14 protein-coding genes and 1 pseudogene are annotated in these 17807 nt (G+C 37.2%); 12 read left to right on the forward strand and 3 right to left on the reverse strand.

The genetic code is table 11. The features are described 5' to 3' along the window. Positions 1–78: 78 nt before the first annotated feature. A pseudogene (locus tag NRL14_RS12695) lies at positions 79–614 on the reverse strand (catalase); the annotation flags it as partial. Between the two features lie 247 nt (positions 615–861). Next, entirely contained in the window at positions 862–1695 is an 834-nt protein-coding gene (locus tag NRL14_RS12700; RefSeq protein WP_007376939.1) for a mechanosensitive ion channel family protein, read from the reverse strand. 380 nt (positions 1696–2075) lie between these two features. Between NRL14_RS12700 and NRL14_RS12705 the strand changes: the two genes are divergently transcribed. The 12 genes from NRL14_RS12705 to NRL14_RS12755 all read left to right on the forward strand — a co-directional run bounded on the left by NRL14_RS12705 (position 2076) and on the right by NRL14_RS12755 (position 17086). Then, positions 2076–2462 (forward strand): hypothetical protein, encoded by a 387-nt coding sequence (locus NRL14_RS12705; protein WP_007376940.1) that lies wholly within the window; start codon positions 2076–2078, stop codon positions 2460–2462. A gap of 330 nt (positions 2463–2792) precedes the next feature. Then, positions 2793–4661, forward strand: a complete 1869-nt coding sequence (gss, locus tag NRL14_RS12710) for a bifunctional glutathionylspermidine amidase/synthase (protein WP_306724804.1) — start codon at positions 2793–2795, stop codon at positions 4659–4661. Positions 4662–4796: 135 nt separating this feature from the next. Further along, positions 4797–5165: a DUF2237 family protein gene (locus NRL14_RS12715; protein WP_033039145.1), complete on the forward strand. Its 369-nt coding sequence runs from the start codon at positions 4797–4799 to the stop codon at positions 5163–5165. 234 nt (positions 5166–5399) lie between these two features. Further along, positions 5400–5924, forward strand: a complete 525-nt coding sequence (gene dps, locus NRL14_RS12720; protein WP_007376944.1) for a DNA starvation/stationary phase protection protein Dps — start codon at positions 5400–5402, stop codon at positions 5922–5924. Between the two features lie 621 nt (positions 5925–6545). After that, positions 6546–9485, forward strand: a complete 2940-nt coding sequence (locus tag NRL14_RS12725) for a TonB-dependent receptor (protein WP_306724805.1) — start codon at positions 6546–6548, stop codon at positions 9483–9485. Positions 9486–9773: 288 nt separating this feature from the next. After that, positions 9774–11492 carry a SulP family inorganic anion transporter gene (locus NRL14_RS12730; RefSeq protein ID WP_306724806.1) on the forward strand — a complete coding sequence of 573 codons (1719 nt, stop codon included), beginning with the start codon at positions 9774–9776 and terminating at the stop codon, positions 11490–11492. 693 nt (positions 11493–12185) lie between these two features. Then, positions 12186–12350: a hypothetical protein gene (locus NRL14_RS12735; RefSeq protein ID WP_306724807.1), complete on the forward strand. Its 165-nt coding sequence runs from the start codon at positions 12186–12188 to the stop codon at positions 12348–12350. 182 nt (positions 12351–12532) lie between these two features. Then, positions 12533–13510 (forward strand): MvdC/MvdD family ATP grasp protein, encoded by a 978-nt coding sequence (locus NRL14_RS12740; protein WP_306724808.1) that lies wholly within the window; start codon positions 12533–12535, stop codon positions 13508–13510. Positions 13511–13512: 2 nt separating this feature from the next. Then, complete coding sequence (locus tag NRL14_RS12745) at positions 13513–14406, forward strand: hypothetical protein (protein ID WP_306724838.1); 894 nt, start codon at positions 13513–13515, stop codon at positions 14404–14406. Next, positions 14407–14907, forward strand: coding sequence for a MauE/DoxX family redox-associated membrane protein (locus NRL14_RS21080; protein ID WP_373462532.1), 501 nt, complete (start codon positions 14407–14409; stop codon positions 14905–14907). A 2-nt stretch (positions 14908–14909) separates the two neighbouring features. Then, complete coding sequence (locus NRL14_RS12750; RefSeq protein WP_306724809.1) at positions 14910–15452, forward strand: hypothetical protein; 543 nt, start codon at positions 14910–14912, stop codon at positions 15450–15452. Continuing rightward, on the forward strand, positions 15449–17086 hold the full coding sequence (locus NRL14_RS12755) for an ABC transporter ATP-binding protein (protein WP_306724810.1): 1638 nt from the start codon (positions 15449–15451) through the stop codon (positions 17084–17086). Before NRL14_RS12750 ends, NRL14_RS12755 begins: the two co-directional genes overlap by 4 nt. 106 nt (positions 17087–17192) lie before the next feature. On the opposite strand, the gene NRL14_RS12760 is transcribed toward NRL14_RS12755, so the two are convergent. Beyond that, entirely contained in the window at positions 17193–17807 is a 615-nt protein-coding gene (locus NRL14_RS12760) for a DNA-binding response regulator (protein ID WP_007376950.1), read from the reverse strand.

Consider the following 17807-nt stretch of genomic DNA (forward strand, 5'->3'; position numbering starts at 1 on the left):
ACGCCTGCAAAATTGATGCAGGATCACTTGGCGGCTAAAGCCGCCTAAACGTTATGCACTTCAGATTTGAATCCGCGGAGGAAAACCTCGGTCGGGCTCTGCTTTAGCTGAATGAACTAAGTCTGGGAATTTCATCGCATCTTGAATAAAAAACACCGGTATATTGTTACCCACTAAATCCCAATTACCTTCTTGAGTATAAAATTTAACGGCAAAACCACGTACATCACGTGCTAAATCTGGAGAGCCCTTGTTACCAGCAACCGTAGAAAAGCGTGTAAACACAGGTGTTTTTTCACCTTTGCGTTTAAAAATATCAGCACAGGTTAAATCTTCAAGCGTGTCGTAAGTTTCAAAATACCCGTGTGCCCCGTAACCACGAGCATGTACTACTCGCTCAGGAATACGCTCGTGGTCAAAATGAAAAAGCTTTTCGCGCAGTACCTGATCTTCCATTAAGCCAGGACCGCGTTTGCCTGCTTTTAACGAGTTTTGATCGTCGCTCACAGGGCAGCCTTGCGCTGTGGTCATTGTTGGGTAGCCATCAGATGCACTTTGTGGCGCAGCTCGCCGCCATTTCCTTTCTTACCTGCGTATTTAAATGATTCAGCCATGTCTAATCCTTCATTACAATTTAAGTGATTGGGGTCGTTTTTTAAAGTTTGCTTAACAGCAAAAACAGCTGAGCTAAATGCAAAATAAAGACCAAACAGTAAGAGCAATAAAAGCGCGGGATACAGAGTGAAAATGATGCTTTAATAGGTATTAAAAATAGAAAAAATTACAGAACCCTGTAAGTTTTTCAAGATCAAAAAAAGGGCACTTTAAAGTGCCCTTGCGTTTAAATCGTTATAAATTTAGTTAATCTTTACTTTCGTTAACTAAAATTACTTTACGATGAGGGAAAGGTATTTCGATGTTGTTTTCATCTAGTGCTTTTTTAATTAACTCTGGCACAGTGTAAAGAATATCGAAGTAATGCTCACCCTTACAAAAAGGTCTTACTAAAAAGTCTACTGAACTGTTGTTAAGTGTTTCTACTTCAACAAAAGGCGCTGGATCTTTTAGTATGTGTGGGTGCGCTGCAAGTACGGCATCAATAACTTTACGTACAGCCGTTGTATCTTCACCGTAAGCAACACCAAAATGCATATCAACACCACGAATTGGATGATGTGAATGGTTAATAATTTGCGCGCCCCAAATTTGACTATTTGGAATAATAACCTGTTGGTTATCGAACGTTTGTAAAATAGTAGTAAACATATCTACTTCTGTTACTTTACCAAAGCGCCCTGCAGCCTCAATAAAATCATTCACTTTATAAGGTCTAAAAACAAGTAACATAACGCCTGCTGCAAGGTTCGACATTGCACCTTGTAACGCCAAGCCTATAGCAAGTCCCGCAGCACCGAGTAAAGCAATAATAGAGGCTGTTTGTACACCAAAGCGATTTAACACAGCAATAATAACGAACGCTAATATGATGTAGCGAGCCATGCTGCCTAAAAAGCGAAAAAGCGTATCATCAAGATGAGTATATTTATGGCATAAGCCAATAATTAAATTGCGTACCTTGCCTGCTAACCATAAGCCTACAAGTAAAATTGCAATTGCCAGTAATATGTTGGTTGCCCACGTAACTGCAGCGGGTAAATATTGATTAACATCTATTTGATTTATTATATCTTCCATTTCATTTCCTGTTTATAAAATCATTAAATTACTGTATCCCATACCAAGCACAGTACTTTAACAAAAAATTAACGAACATACGAATATAGGAGTAAGTTAAAGCAGATTGAAAAATATAGATTCAATAGATATACACAACCAAAGTAAGCCTTTAATGCATAATCTCACTAGCTTTCCCCCTCACCGTTATTTTAAGTAAGTAACATAATATTCTTAACTGATTAAATTCTCGACCAATCTATAACTCTGGTTAGGGTTCGATCAAGTGCCTTTATTTTAAATTATTACTGGCACTCACCTATAAATTTACCGATAATCTCACCTAAGCGCATATATTGGCGACACAACGCAATTGGATGAAATTAAAACAAAGGATTATTATGAAAAAGTACTCAATTTTACTTACAGCGGCAGCTCTTACTGTACTTGCTGGTTGTTCAACATCTGTCGCAGTAAGAGACTTCGAACAAAACCCTATTCCGCAAACATCAACAATTACCAACAGTGAAGCTGACGTAGCAAAAGGTATTCTAAAAGCATGTATTCAGCTTGGTTGGAAGTGCACACCTATGAGTGAAGGTAAAATAAAAGGTGTGCTGGATATTCGCACACACCAATTAACAGTCGATATTACATATGATAAAACAGCATACTCAATCAACTATAAAAACTCTATTAACTTAAACTACAATGGCAAAAAAATTCACCGCCAGTATGTTAATTGGGTGTCAAACCTTATACGCCATATAGATGCTGAAATGATTTAGTAACGTGTAACCTGCTTAACAAATTATAAAAAGCACTAACTATGAATAATAAAAGTGGAGAAGCTACCTATAGCTTCTCCATTTTTTAGTTGAGATTTAAACAGTAATTATTACGTCAAAAACATTACTAATTTTCAACCAACTACAAGTTCAAATAAGCACCAAATCTAATGCTATTAATAAAGGTTCTCCCCCGCATTTTCACTCTTTAATGAATGAGTAATTTTTTACTCATTTTCCTTCGTAAAAACATATTTTATATCTTGCTATAACGCAGTTTCGCTCATATAGTCAGCAAATTATTACACCTTATTTTGAACACCTTTGTTTATGAAATCTTCTGCCCCTGCTAGTGATTTTGGTACCTTATTAGGTTATGCATCTGGTAATGTTGCTGTGTATTCATCTGATTATGATACGGCTGATGAAAGCATTTATCCTAATCGTAGCGCCTATCGTAGTCACCTAGACGGTATTTACATGGGCTATAAATGGCAATGCGTTGAGTTTGCCCGTAGATGGATGTATCTCAACCATGGTTATATTTTTGATGACATAGCCATGGCTTACGATATTTTTGAGCTGCGTTCAGTGCGCGATGTAAATAGCCAAAATAGACTGCCACTAAACGCGTTTAAAAATGGTGCTAAACATCACCCTCAAGTAGGTAGTTTACTTATATGGGAAGAAGGCGGCGAGTTTGAAGAAACAGGCCATGTTGCTGTTGTTGTTGAAGTGCATGAAGATAAAATACGCCTTGCTGAGCAAAATGTAGGACATCAAATATGGCCAACAAATCAAAACTGGTGCCGAGAACTAAAAGCAAAAGTAACTAAAGATGGCGACTATTGGATTGAGTGCTCTTACAGCGACGCCACTATTTTAGGTTGGATGACACAAACTGATGAAACAGAATATGCTGAGTCAACGCCTGAGCTAAACACTGACTTATTTACTATAGAAGCCCATAAAGCAGCAGATACAGGGCAAGCAAATAAGTCATGGTTAAATATTGCGAATGACGATGAAGCTGCTTACGTAGAAATGATGCAAGGTCATAAACTTACATCCGTAGATGAAGATCAGCATAATTACTTTGCAATATCTCAAACGGCGCAGCAAAGCATTGAGCATGCAACAAATGAGCTGCATGGCTTATTTATGCATGCAACCGATTATGTACTGCAGCACCCTGAGTTATTAAAAAAGTTTAATTTACCCGATGTTGTGCTTAATAAAATTCGCCAATCGTGGGATAACCGCTTAAACCAATTAATTACCAGCCGGTTTGACTTTGCCTTAACAGCAGCAGGTTTAAAAGTTTACGAATACAATTGCGATTCGGCATCGTGTTATATGGAAAGCGGCAAAGTTCAGGGCAAGTGGGCAAAACACTTTGGTGTTAAAGCAGGTGTAGATGCAGGTCAAAACTTATTTAAAGACCTCGTAAAAGCATGGCGTAAAAGTGAAGTGAAAGGTCTTGTTCATATTTTACAAGACGATGAACCAGAAGAACATTACCACGCATTATTTATGAAAGAAGCTATTGAAGCCGCGGGCTTTGAGTGTAAGTTAGTAATTGGCTTAAGCACACTTCGCTGGAATGAGTCAGGCAACATAGTAGATGCTGATGGCGCACAACTTAGTTACGTATGGAAAACCTGGTCGTGGGAAACCGCACTTGATCAAATTCGTGAAGAATGCGAAGCCGAGCAATCATTAGGTGATAACTTTGAACCACAATTCAAAGCTGGTGAAACGCCGCGCTTAGTCGATGTATTACTGCGTAAAAACGTGATGGTATTTGAACCACTGTGGACATTAATCCCAAGTAATAAGGCCATTTTACCAATACTTTGGAGCTTGTTCCCTAATCATAAGTATTTACTTAATACCGCGTTTGGGCTTAACGACGAGTTATTACAAACCGGTTATGTAGTTAAACCAATAGTAGGACGCTGTGGCGCTAATATTCAACTTGTTGATGAACAGCAGCAAGTTATAGAAAAAACAATGGGGCACTTTGCCGAGCAAGACCAAATATACCAACAACTATTTGCACTGCCCAAAGTAGATGACTACTTTGTACAAATATGTAGTTTTACAGCCGCCGGAAAATACTCTGGTGGTGGCGTACGTGTTGATAAAAGCATGATCATAAACGGCCATAGCGATTGTATGGCGCTGCGTATTAAATAATAAACAATACTAAGCCCGCAATTTGCTGCGGGCTTAAGTTTGTGTAGCCCTTCCCTCTTTTAAGTTTTATAGCTATCTCAAGCGAGTTACTCCTGATAGAGTAAATTTATTAAACACCACAAATTAAGGTATTTCATGGCGAATCAATTTAATGTACTCGGCACACGCTTAAAACTATGTTGCGGTAATGGTGGCTACACACGTGAAGGGTTTTGTTATGTACCAGAATCAGATCTTGGCAATCACAGTGTGTGTGCAATTATGACTGATGAGTTTTTACAATTTTCAAAATCACAAGGTAACGATTTAATAACCCCGAACCCTCTTTACGATTTCGAAGGTTTAAAAGCCGGTGATAAATGGTGCTTGTGTGCAGTAAGATGGCTTCATGCTATTTCAGCAAACGTTGCGCCACCGGTGGTACTTGAAGCCACAAATAAAAAATCATTAGAAATAGTCTCGCTCGATGCTTTAAAAGCGCACGAATATAAAGCCAACGTTTAAATACACCTAAGAGTAACTAAATTAAAGTCTGCATATTTTACAAATATATGCAGGCTTTTCAAAAATCCAATCTCCTCTTCAGCCTTAAAAACCTTAAATTAAAATATAACCCCATGTTTTTAAATTACTTTTTAAATAAATCAACTTACGGCATAGCAGTTGCTTTATTAAGCTTAAGTCACGCTCATCACGCAACATATATATGAGCAACACATTAGTTAAGTAGGAGAAATTATGAGTAACAATAACGAATCAAACAAAACAACTAAATTTACCGCGCCAGGTATGAGTGACGAATCAGCCCAAAAAACAATAGCTACCCTCGATAACCGCATGGTTGCATTGATAGACTTACAACTAACTTTAAAACATATTCATTGGAATGTAGTCGGACCTAACTTTATTGGCGTACACGAAATGATAGACCCACAGGTAGACATTGTGCGCGAAATGACAGACACCATCGCTGAGCGAATTGCGACTCTTGGTGGAGTACCAGTGGGCACTCCAAAATCAATTGTAGATCGCCGAACATGGAGCGAATACTCAATTGGTAAAGGGCTAGTGACCGAGCATTTAGCTGCACTTGATAAAGTATATAACGGCGTTAATGCCGATCACCGCAAAGCAATTGAGACTCTTTCTGAATTAGATCCTGTGTCTGAAGATATGATCACCAGCCAACTGGCTGATCTAGAACAATTTCAGTGGTTTATTCGAGCCCACTTAGAATCATCTACAGGCGAACTAAAAAGCTAATATATTTAAGCTAAGAAAGCCCAGCATTTATATGCTGGGCTTTTTTTTGCGTAAAAATCACTCTATTTATAATTACATATAGACGTGTATCAGTAAGCTCTAATACAAAATCCATATAAAAACAATAGAAAATTGGTATTACCAAAAAAAATAACCAAAATAAAATTGAATGATTTTATACTCCTCATTATTTCGCAAGTTTATAAGCCGTACTCAACCTTTAATGAACACCTCATTATTTTAACATCACTTAAAAAACAAACTAAATACATATAAAAGTGCCGCTAAAAGTTCAAAAAAAACGCTAAAAATGATATTAAATAGTACAAAAAATATAAAAATGCCCCTGGTAAACATACTTTAATAAAACTCACTCAAAATATAAAAAACAAAAGTAAACCATAAGCCGTTAAATTTATTAAATATAAAAAAATAAATAAACACTTTGTAATACATTTTGTGAATTTTTGGTAAACAAAGGTTGTAATAAAAGCTGAATTGGACTAATTTCAACCATACCACCTGTATGACACAGCGCAGGGAAAAGCAGTTAAATTGGTTAACCAAACCAAGTAACAACACACACAATGACGTTAAGTCGTACCCAAACGGGAGAGATACATGAAACTCAATCAAATTACTTCAACATTAACTAATAAACATAAAAGAAGTAGCTCTACAACAATCAGTGCCGCAGCCCTTTTATTAATGGCTTCTTCTAATATTGCAGCGCAAGAGGCTCCAACTGCTTCAGAAACCGCATCTGATGATATTGAAGTTATTGAAGTAAAAGGCATGCTAGGTAGCATGAAAGCTGCGGCAATGCTTAAACGTACTGATGGGCGTATTGTTGATGCTATTGTTGCTGAAGATATAGGTAAATTACCAGACAATAACATTGCAGAAGCACTGCAACGTATTACTGGCGTATCTATTAATACCGACTTTGGTGTGGGTGACAGTGTTTCTATTCGTGGCTTACCTCAAAACCGTGTTGAATTAAATGGCCGCTCTACAATTGGTGACTCTCGTGACGGTATTAGTTTGCAAGATTACCCATCAAGCTTCTTAAAAACAGTAGAAGTAGTTAAATCGCCTACTGCCGATATGATTGAAGGTGCATTAGGCGGAACAGTGAGTTTAAAGACAGTTCGCCCACTAGAGCTGGATAAGCTAACCGGCGCAATCTCTCTTGATGGCGAATACGCTGATAAAACAGAGAATATTGCACCTATTTTTAGCGGCTCAATTGGTAACAATTGGGACTTTGACGAAATGGGTACTTTTGGTGCCATCGCTATGTTTTCATATCAAGATCGTGAAATTCGTCAAGATGAAACATCTAGCCGAGTTAAACCTCAAGATATCGAAATTAACGGTCAAGAAGGTAATACACCTAGTGGTAATGCCATTGTTAGAGATGAGCACAGTGTTGAACAATACGTAGAAAAACGTGAACGTACTGCTGTAAATTTATCTCTTCAGTGGGCACCAACATCTGGTAACGGCATGGTGTACCTTGATTTAAGCGGTACTAAGCGCTCTGGCGAGCAAGCTGGTAATTCTATTTTAGGTGTCGTTGGCTCATTATCAACAGATGCAAACACAACTCAAGGTGCTAACGGCGTAAACAACTACACACTAACAAACGAATTTGGTATCCCAAAAACATACAGCGACTTTCGTGAAACCGACTCGTTTTCAAATGCACTTGGTGCAGAGTGGAACCTTACTGACAGCATAAAAATCTCTGGTGAAATTGCGGTAGCATCATCAGAAAGCGTAAGGCCTGATTCTGAATTTACACTTCGTCCAATCGAAAAGTCGACCTTTGAAGCTAGCGGAGGGGTTGATTTAGTAAATCATTTATATGATGGTGCATTTTCGCAAAACGGTAATAAATTACCAAGCATCATTCATTCAGATCCAAATGCATTTACCGACCCACAAAACTTAGCATTACGTACTTTTAAAAGTGAAGATAAAAGAACAAACAATGATGAAACAGCGGTTCGTTTTGATATTGAAATGTTCGAACCTCTCAGCAGCTTAAGTTGGGTATCTAAAGTAAAAGCAGGTGTACGTGTTACTAACCGTGATTACGAATACGAACAATACAAAGTAGAAATTAAAGACATTTATAAAAATGCATTTAATGACTCAGATGGTTCATTAGCTACTTTATGGGTTGATGATTTCAATGCTGCATTTCCTGATAGCTTTACTACCGTTAGCCACGACAACTCTTTTGACCAACTAGGACACTCGGGGCAAAATGACCTACTAACTTTTTTAAGCTATAACGGTTTATCTAACCCAGCAAATACTTATGCTCAACTTCAACAATTGCTTGTAGGCACTAACCTAGCTTCAACGGGCAGCCTTTCAGACAACCAAAAGTTTCAAGATAGCGCATACCGCAATGTGGTTGAAGATACAGCCGCAGTGTATGTATCTGCATATTTAGATTTTGATGATATCACCGCTATTGTAGGTGGTCGTTATGTAACTACAGATCTTGAATCAAGCGTGTTCCTCAATGGCGAAAAAGTAACTGGCGAAAACGACTACAGTGACTTTTTACCAAGCTTAAACGTTACTTATAACTACTCAGATGAAACACTATTTCGTTTTGCTGCAGCAAAAGTTATGCGCCGCGCTGACTTTAGCGAGCTAAGCCCTGCGTTTGACGTTAACAACGACATTACGGGTGCAACGCAAGGCTCTATTGATTTAGAACCATACCGAGCAACACAATACGACTTATCTGTAGAGCATTACTTTGATGAAGGAAACGTACTATCTTTCGCAGTATTTTATAAAGATGTTGAATCTTTCTTAAGCAACGAAAGTAGTTGTGTCGCTTCATCAAGCACTACTGCTGGTCAAAACGTGACTCAGTGGAACCAAGTATGTCAACTTGATGCAGCGGGTGTATCGCAAGATAACCTAGTTTATTCTGATGCAACAGACTTCCCGGTAGATGCTGACGGCTTTGATCATGTTGCAGGCTTACGCGACGCAGGACTAACGGGTATCGATACTGTTAAAAATGTAAATGGTGAAAACGGTTCAGTTCAAGGTTTTGAAGTGGGCTACCAGCAGTTCTTTACAAGCCTACCAGGTGCATTTTCTGGCTTAGGCATCAATGCAAACTACACATATGCAGATAGTGAGCAACCAAATGGCAATCCGTTATTAGATATCTCTAAAAACACTTACAACTTACAAGTATTTTGGGAGTACGAAGGGTTCTCGACTCGTATCGCTTATAACTATCGTGACAGTTTCTTAGATACTGAAAACGAAAAACGTGTAGAAAATATTAACTCTGACGGCAGTATTTCAGCAGAAGGTACTGTTTACGGTAATAACTACCGTGACGACAGAGGCCAGTTAGACTTCTCTGCAAGTTGGGACATTAACGAAAACATTACGCTTGTTGGTAATGCAACGAACTTAACAGGTGAACCTTCAATCTATCTATCTGAACTAGGTGGTGCTTGGAAGTACACTGAAGCGGATCGTCGTTACAGCTTTGGTATTCGCGCAAAATTTTAATATCCCCCTAAAGTTTAGCCTGCTCCTTATTTTTATGAGCAGGCACTTTTTAAAACTATAAAATGGCGCGCGTGTTATCACAACGCAAGCGTCATTTTTTATATCTGTAATTTAACTGTTTTTCAGCATAACAATCCCACATTAATTATCAGCTCGTGCTTTAAAGTAATTTAAAATCATTATTAATTTAAATCATCCCCATTTATTAAAATAACCCCGTGCCCGCTATACATATTTGAATATTAAATTTACTATCAAAACGTTGTAACTATTAACAGGAAAACTGAAGTGCTGTCGCGTTTATATAATTTTATGCCCGGTTTAAATACATTGCTGCACTATGAGCGACAATGGTTTGCTGATGATGTAAGGGCGGCGCTATCGGTAGCTGCAGTGGCTTTACCTGTTGCCATTGCTTACGCACAACTAACCGGTGTTAACGCCGCCGTAGGGTTATATTCTTGCATACTGCCAATGATGCTATATGCACTTTTCGGCACTTCTAAACAACTAATAGTTGGCCCTGATGCCGCAACCTGCGCCGTTATTGCAGCTGTAGTAACACCTCTTGCTGCAGGTGACAGCTTTAAGCATTGGCAACTTGTTGTCACCATGACCGCTATGACCGGCTTTTGGTGCTTTATAGCCAGTAAATTTAAGTTAGGTGTATTAGCTGACTTTTTATCTAAGCCTATTTTAATGGGCTTACTAAACGGCGTAGCCATCACTATTATTGTTGGTCAATTTTCCAAAGTATTCGGTTTTACCTTTGACGAGCGCTACTTACTTGAACGCCTAGGTGGCGTACCCACATACCTAGCGCAAACACATGTTCCCACCTTATTAATGGCCTTGTTTACACTTGCTGTTTATTTTGCCATGAAGCGGATAAAGCCCACTTGGCCTTCGTCTATGTTCGCCATTACATTCGGTGCGCTTTTGGTATGGATTTTTGATTTAAAACAATTTGATATAAAAACTATTGGCACCGTAACTGGCGGGCTTCCTGTTTTTAATGCCCCTGTTTTTGATTTAGGGATTATTCGTGAGCTGGTGGTACCCGCACTTAACTTAGCCATTGTGAGCTTTGTAAGTATGATGCTAACTGCTCGTAGCTTTGCAGCTAAAAACGGCTACGACATAGACGCCGATAAAGAATTTAGAGCGCTAGGTATTGCCAATATAGCGTCAGCTCTTTCGCAAGGTTTTGCCGTCAGTGGCGCCGATTCTCGCACCGCTGTTAACGATGCAACGGGTGGTAAAACGCAGTTAGTGTCTATAATAGCCGCTGCCATTATTACGCTCATAGCTGTATTTTTAACAGCCCCACTTGAATTTATTCCAAGTGCAGCGCTAGGTGTTGTGCTTATAATTGCCTCAGTTCATTTACTCGATTTAAAAGCGGTTTGGCAATTAAAGCGAAAAGATAAACAGGCATTTTATCTAGCCTCGGCCACCTTACTTGCGGTGTTATTTATTGGTGTTATCCCTGGCATCACGCTTGCTGTATTACTGGGACTATTTCAGTTTATCCGCACAGTAATGCGTCCAACTGACAATATACTAGGCGTAGATATAAACGGAGTTGTAAGAAGTTTAGATGCAACAGATAAAGCAAAAGCAGTGCAAGGCGTGTTTATTTATCGTTTTAATTCCCCTCTAACTTACTTTAATGCCAGCTACTTTAAACGCAGATTACTAGAGCAATACGCAAGACAAAAAGACGACACTCAGTGCGTAATAATTGATGCTGTACCCTGCTTTACTCACTTAGATTTAAGTGTAATGGCCATGCTTGCCGACTTAGACATTATATTTAAAAAGCGTGATATAAGGCTTGAATTAGCAGGTAGAAAACGCCAACTGCTTTCATGGTTTGAAATTGCAGGAATGACATCAGGTAAAGAAGGTATATACATCCACTCCGACTTATATATCGCCTTAAAAAGGAACAGCGTAAGCCAGCACTGTTTAGAAGTTAGTTTATTCGAATCAGCTCAAAACTAACGTACTACATAAATTTATTAGAAAAAAATACTGTCACCAACCGCTCCTAGACATATAAAATGAAAGGCATAAGGGAAATACATAACTATTATAGTTAGTCTGTTTTTTTGCTATAAAATAGGGCTATGTTCAGCCCTATTTTATAGCCACCCTTTACTTCGTTATTTACTAACTTTAAGACCGCCGCTTGGAAGTTTAAATACTCTTTACTGACAAGGTTCGATTTATCACTGCTCTCTCTTTATTACTTTTATGAAAATAAAAACACTAGGGCGTGTTGACCTTTGTGGGTTGAAATTCGTTCAATCTAGGGGATATTTAATCGCGGCGCGAGGTTTGTAAACTAGTGGGCTAAGTAAAACAGAGAAACAAAGAGTTAATCGTCCCTAGAAAGAACTCAAAGGGCAGCGCATGTTTGGCATTTATGTTTTTTATCAACTACTTATGGGGAATAACCACACCACATAGACTCTACCTTGCCTAAATACCAAACAGTCTGCTGTAAAATCAATCACGAAAGGTCAACACGCCCTAGCCATTAAGTATATCGCGTACCGACTGTACACAAAATCAAACACAACCCCGCATTAACAAAAAAAACAATAAAATAACATATTGACCTAAATAAGAAACGGGTGTAGTGTTTTTTTTGACCTAAATAAGGTCAATCATAACTAACAAAAGGAAATAATTATGAAAAATACAAAACCGTTTGCATTTGCTGCAGCAAATAAAAATGCTGTAAAACAGGAAAAAAAATGGCAAGCTGAAAATAAAGCAGCTACAGCAGGTTGCTCTGGACCATGGGCTCGAGCTGACGATCGCTGGCATGGGAAAGACAATGGTATCTGGTGTTAAACTAGCACTTATTTAAAACGACAATCAGCGGTTTTATTGTCGTTTCATTCAAATCGATATTAATTTATAGAACCTTTTAACTAATATATACATTATAAATCTCTATAAATAAGAATAATAATATTTAATTAACCCTCCAAAATCCTACTGCTGGTTACCTCTTAAAATGCATCGGAGTGCACATGAAATCAATATTGATTATAAGCCACAGTGAAGACTATCACGTAGAAAAAGCGATTGAAGTGCTAAAAAGTAAGAATTCAGATTACTTTGTACTCGAATTAGACCAATTTCCAAAAAACTACCTGATGAAACAAGTGATTGGTATTAACGAACTCTCAAGCACCCTTGAAAATATAAACACAAGACAAAATATCAACTTTTCAAACATAGGTTCTATTTGGTTGCGAAAACCAGCTGATTTTTCATACCTAGTCAGTGATATGGAGCAATCTATTGAGCAATTTTCTAATCAAGAAACAGAACATGCTTTATTTAGCGCTTTATACAGCATCAACTGCTTTTGGGTAAGTCACCCTAAATATTTACGTGCATCGATGTGGAAGGGAGAGCAATTACAAAGAGCCTTAACATTAGGCTTTAAGATCCCTGATACTATTATTAGCAATGATCCTAATGAAATTAGATCATTTTTCTTAAAGCACAAAAAAGTCGTATATAAAGTAATGTCAGACCCTGTAATTACAAGTCAAAAAATGCAAAGCCAAGGGGTTGCGACAACACTAATCGATGAAAATATGCTTAATGATTCTGACTCATTACGCTTACTACCTAATCAATTTCAGGCATATATTGAAAAAGCATATGAGTTAAGAGTGACTATTGTTGCTGGTCAAGTGTTCGCAGCAAAACTTGACTCACAGTTACACCCCGAAAGCCAAGTAGACTGTAGGAATTTAAATGTACAAGTGCCAATGTCAGCCTATCAACTCCCTGAAGAAATTGAACAAGCTTGTTTAGAGTTCGTAAACAGTTATCAACTTACTTACTCAGCATTAGATCTGATTGTCACCCCTCAAGGTGAATATATTTTTTTGGAAAACAATCCAAATGGACAATACCGTTTCGTAGAAGAAAATGTACCAGAGCTAAAAATAACGAAGTCATTGATTGAAGCACTAGAGGGAGCTTGTAAGTGAATATGCCTGAGTTTAGTCAAAAATTACAAGATGTCGCGTCTCCAGTAATAGAAAAATTAAGTGAGCAGCTAGGCAAAGAACAGCAAATCTTAGTAATTGCTGCATCGCACCTTGATATGGACCTTTTGCCTCAGTTATATAACCATTTAAATATATTAGGCTTTACTAACACCCTAAATATTTTACTTTATACTCGAGGCGGAGATGTTAATGCGACTCGAAGAATTGCTTTATTATTAAATAATTACTGCCACAACCTCAATATAATTGCGCCTTATTATTGCCAATCATCAGGGACTTTATTAGCGCTAAGCGCTAATGCTGTTTACTTTTCTCCCTTATCTATTTTTTCTGCTATTGATCCACATCTTCATGGTGGGCAAGGAGAGCAAAATACAGCTTTATCCAGTGCTGATATAAAACTGTTTAGTGATATGTCTAAAGATTGGTTTAATACTGAAGTTGCAGATAAAAGCAATATGCTAAGTATGCTCTGTGAACACATATTCCCACCTACTTTAACGACATTTTATCGTACAGTACTGGAAGTTAAAGAAATAGCACAAGAGCTGTTACAGCGAGCGGGTCAACACTGCAAAACCACACAAAGCAAAATAATTGATACATTAATGTTCAGTTATCACAGTCATGATTATGCGATAACTGGTACGCAATTAGCTAAACTTGATTTACCTTTTAAAACCGATCTAAGGATAAACGCAGCCACTTGGCCTTTAGTAGAATTTTTTATTTTGTACCTCGGTGGTGGAAACCGTAATGAACTAAATGAATCTTGGTGTGATTCAATCATAGTTTGCGAAAAGAGCAGCAGTAGTCGCTGGAAAGATATGTCTGGACTAAACCCCAAATGGTCTATCTATGAGGAAGATAAGTAAATGTCTTTGTTGAGTACATTCGGCGCAATATTATTAGCCCTTACTTTTTTATTTGCAGGAATTAAAAAGTCTATTATTTTTAAAGAGTTTCAGTCTACGTTAGAGCTGTCTTTTAAGGTACCTAGAGCTTTTAGTAAATTCGCCGCATTGACTATTATCACATGTGAATTAGCCATTCTCCCGACATTACTACTCCCTACTAAGCCTCTGATAATATATCAATTAATCAGTTTTATAATGCTCATTTTTGTTTTCATTCCACTATACACTTTGATGACAGGAAAAGTTATTCAGTGCAATTGTTTTGGTGAAAGCAGTGTATTAGATTGGCAAGACCTTCTTCGTAACACAATTCTATTTTTGGCAAGCTTACTATTGTGTATAGCACCGCCATTACAAATCTTTAATCTACAAATACTAACTTTATTTTTTTTAGCTTTAACCCTAGTTAATCTCATGATCAATCTTAAATCTATCAGCACTTTTTTACATTCGGAATAAACATGCAACTTACTGAAGAATGGCAATACATTATTATACTTTTAGCTTTTTTTATCTTTGTAAGTATTTCATTAAACATAGTAATGCTAAAAAAATTCGTCAAAGCTAAAGAGCAGTTAGACGCTCCCTCTTTTAATATTGAAACATTTCCATCGCTTCAAGCTATGGAGCTGCATACTAAAAATCATATTTATACAGATATTAATATACCAAGTGCATTAATTTTTCTTGCTACAAATTGTCCCAAATGTAAAAGTAAAATCACTATGCTGGAGAAGCTTGCTGTTCATGCACAATTAAATGGTGTTTCTCTTCATATTCTTTTGCATGAACAAATGGAAAACATTGGATCTTTTTTTGCCCAATCAACTTTAACTCGCTTAATTTGGCAGCTTAATTACTCTGATTATAAATCAGTTAACCCTCATGAAATTTCGCCTGCCTATTTATTTATCAATGAAAATAGTGAAGTAGAGGGTCAAGGAATGATAGATGATGAAAATTGGCGTTATTTCAAACAACAAATTTTGGGTGAAAAAAATTGAACAACCCACATTATTTACAACGAATTAAGCTTCTCGCCCCTTTTAAACTTCAAGCATTTTTTGCTTTTTTAATTATGCTAATTACAGCTTTTATCCAGCTTACATTACCTAAGCTAGTCAATTATTATGTTGATGGAAGGGCTCCATCATCGTTGTTAGAACCTTTTCACTTTTATGTATTGATTACCGTCATCCTGTTTTCATTATTAAGTGCTGTTCGTTTCTATTTATTTGAGCGCCTTGGTATCGAGGTAATTACTCATTTTAGATTAAAGTTACATCAAGTGCTGATAAAAAAAACTGCCAGTTACTATGATGTAAACAATACGGCTGAGCTCGCCAGTAGAATTAATTCAGACACCCAAAGTTTAAAAGATGTCCTCACAACTAGTGCTGCGCAAGCAATGCGCTCTATAGTTGTAGCTATAGGTTGTATTGTGATGATGTTCACTCTCTCTGCAATACTTTCTTCAGTATTATTCTTCTGCATTCCTACATTTATTATTGCAACTAAGTTGTTAAGTAAAAAGGTAGAGGCTTTATCTGATCAAGAGCAAACAGCCTTAGCTAAAACAAATAAAGTGGCATTTGACAACTTAAATGGGCATACATTAATAAAATTATATAACTGGTTTCAAGCAAGCCAAAATAGATATGCTCAAAGTAATCAACATTATGTGTCGTGTGCTAAAAAAACCGTTTCAGCTATTGCTATTTTCCAAGGTTTTTTTAATTTTTTAATCTTTAGTAGCCTAATTTTAATGCTAATTTTAGGTAGTCATCTTATTCAAAAAAATACATTAACCGTAGGTGAGCTCGCTTCATATGTGCTGTATTTGGGAATGGCATTTACAAGTTTAAATATGTTAGCTGGGTTTTGGGCGCAATGGGTTCATTCATTGGGAGCCACTCGCTATTTATTTGAACTATTAACTAATAATTCAGACGCCGAACAACAAGACGGTCAACAAGCAATTGAAATGGGAAATATTAGCTTTAATAATGTTGTTTTTTCTTATCCTAACAACCCTGAAAAGAAAGTATTTAATATGCTTAATATCCATATTAAGCAAGGAGAGAAAACAGTTATTAGAGGTCCTTCTGGTAATGGTAAATCGACCTTAGCCAAACTTTTATTAGGGTATTATTTACCAACAAGCGGGGAAATAACAATTGGGGAAAAATTGTTAAATAAGCATACTATCGCTAGTTTTCGCAGCAACATTGCTTATGTAGAACAAGAACCTATTTTATTCTCTTCATCGATAATTGAAAACCTACTCCCAGATGTAGGGGAAGAACCAACACAAGAGCAAATGAACAAAGTTATAAATGGATGTAAAAAGGCTAATGCCCATGAATTTATCGAACTTTTACCTAATGGTTATTTTACGCCAATTAGTGATCGGGGAAATCAATTATCTGGAGGTCAAAAGCAACGTATTGCCATTGCCAGAGCAATACTGCAAGAACCAGAACTGGTTATTCTAGATGAATTCACAAGTGCACTCGATTCTAAAAATCGACATTGTATAGAGCAAGCAATGGAACAGTTATTACTAAATAAAACAGTAATCATTATTACCCATAAAGAGTCGCAGTTCGAAAGGGCTGACAACTTAATTATGCTTTAGGATAAATCATAGTATTCGATTCACATGGGTAATATACTTCAGATGTTGATGAAGTATATTACTGTAATGTTCAGCTATAAAGTCGCCCAACTTAAAAAGTTATTCTCTATAGCCATCCTTTTTGTTTCGCTATACGTGCTGCATCTATTCGGTTTGTGGCATTTAATTTAGCTATAGCATCCGAGAGATAATTACGTGTAGTTCCCTCGCTTATAAACAACTGCTTGGCTATTTCACTCGTTTTAAGACCGTCACTTGCAAGTTTAAGTGCTTTGCGCTCTTTATCTGTAAGTGGATCTGAGTCATCCAATGCATTAATAGCAAGTTCTGGGTCTATCACCTTTTGCCCCAACATTACTTTTTTAAGTGCATTAACCAAATCTTCACTTGGTGCTTCTTTTAAAATAAAGCCTTTAACACCCGCCGAAAGTGAACGTCTGATGTAACCCGCGCGGGAAAACGTAGTCATTATTACTACTTTAATTGATGGGTGTTTTGCAGCTATTTGTTCACTTAGTTCAATGCCATTTATATTTGGCATTTCAATATCGCTAAGTACAATATCTGGTAGTAATACGTTTGATAAACTAGATAGATGATCAAGTGCAGCTTGTCCGTCGCACGCCTGGCCTATTACTTCTATATTAAAGTCGAGACTTAGTAATGCCGATATAGCATCGCGAACTAACCCTTGGTCTTCTACTAAAAATACTTTGATCAT

It is taken from the genome of Pseudoalteromonas sp. 20-92 (assembly GCF_030847595.1).
Lineage (GTDB): Bacteria > Pseudomonadota > Gammaproteobacteria > Enterobacterales > Alteromonadaceae > Pseudoalteromonas > Pseudoalteromonas fuliginea.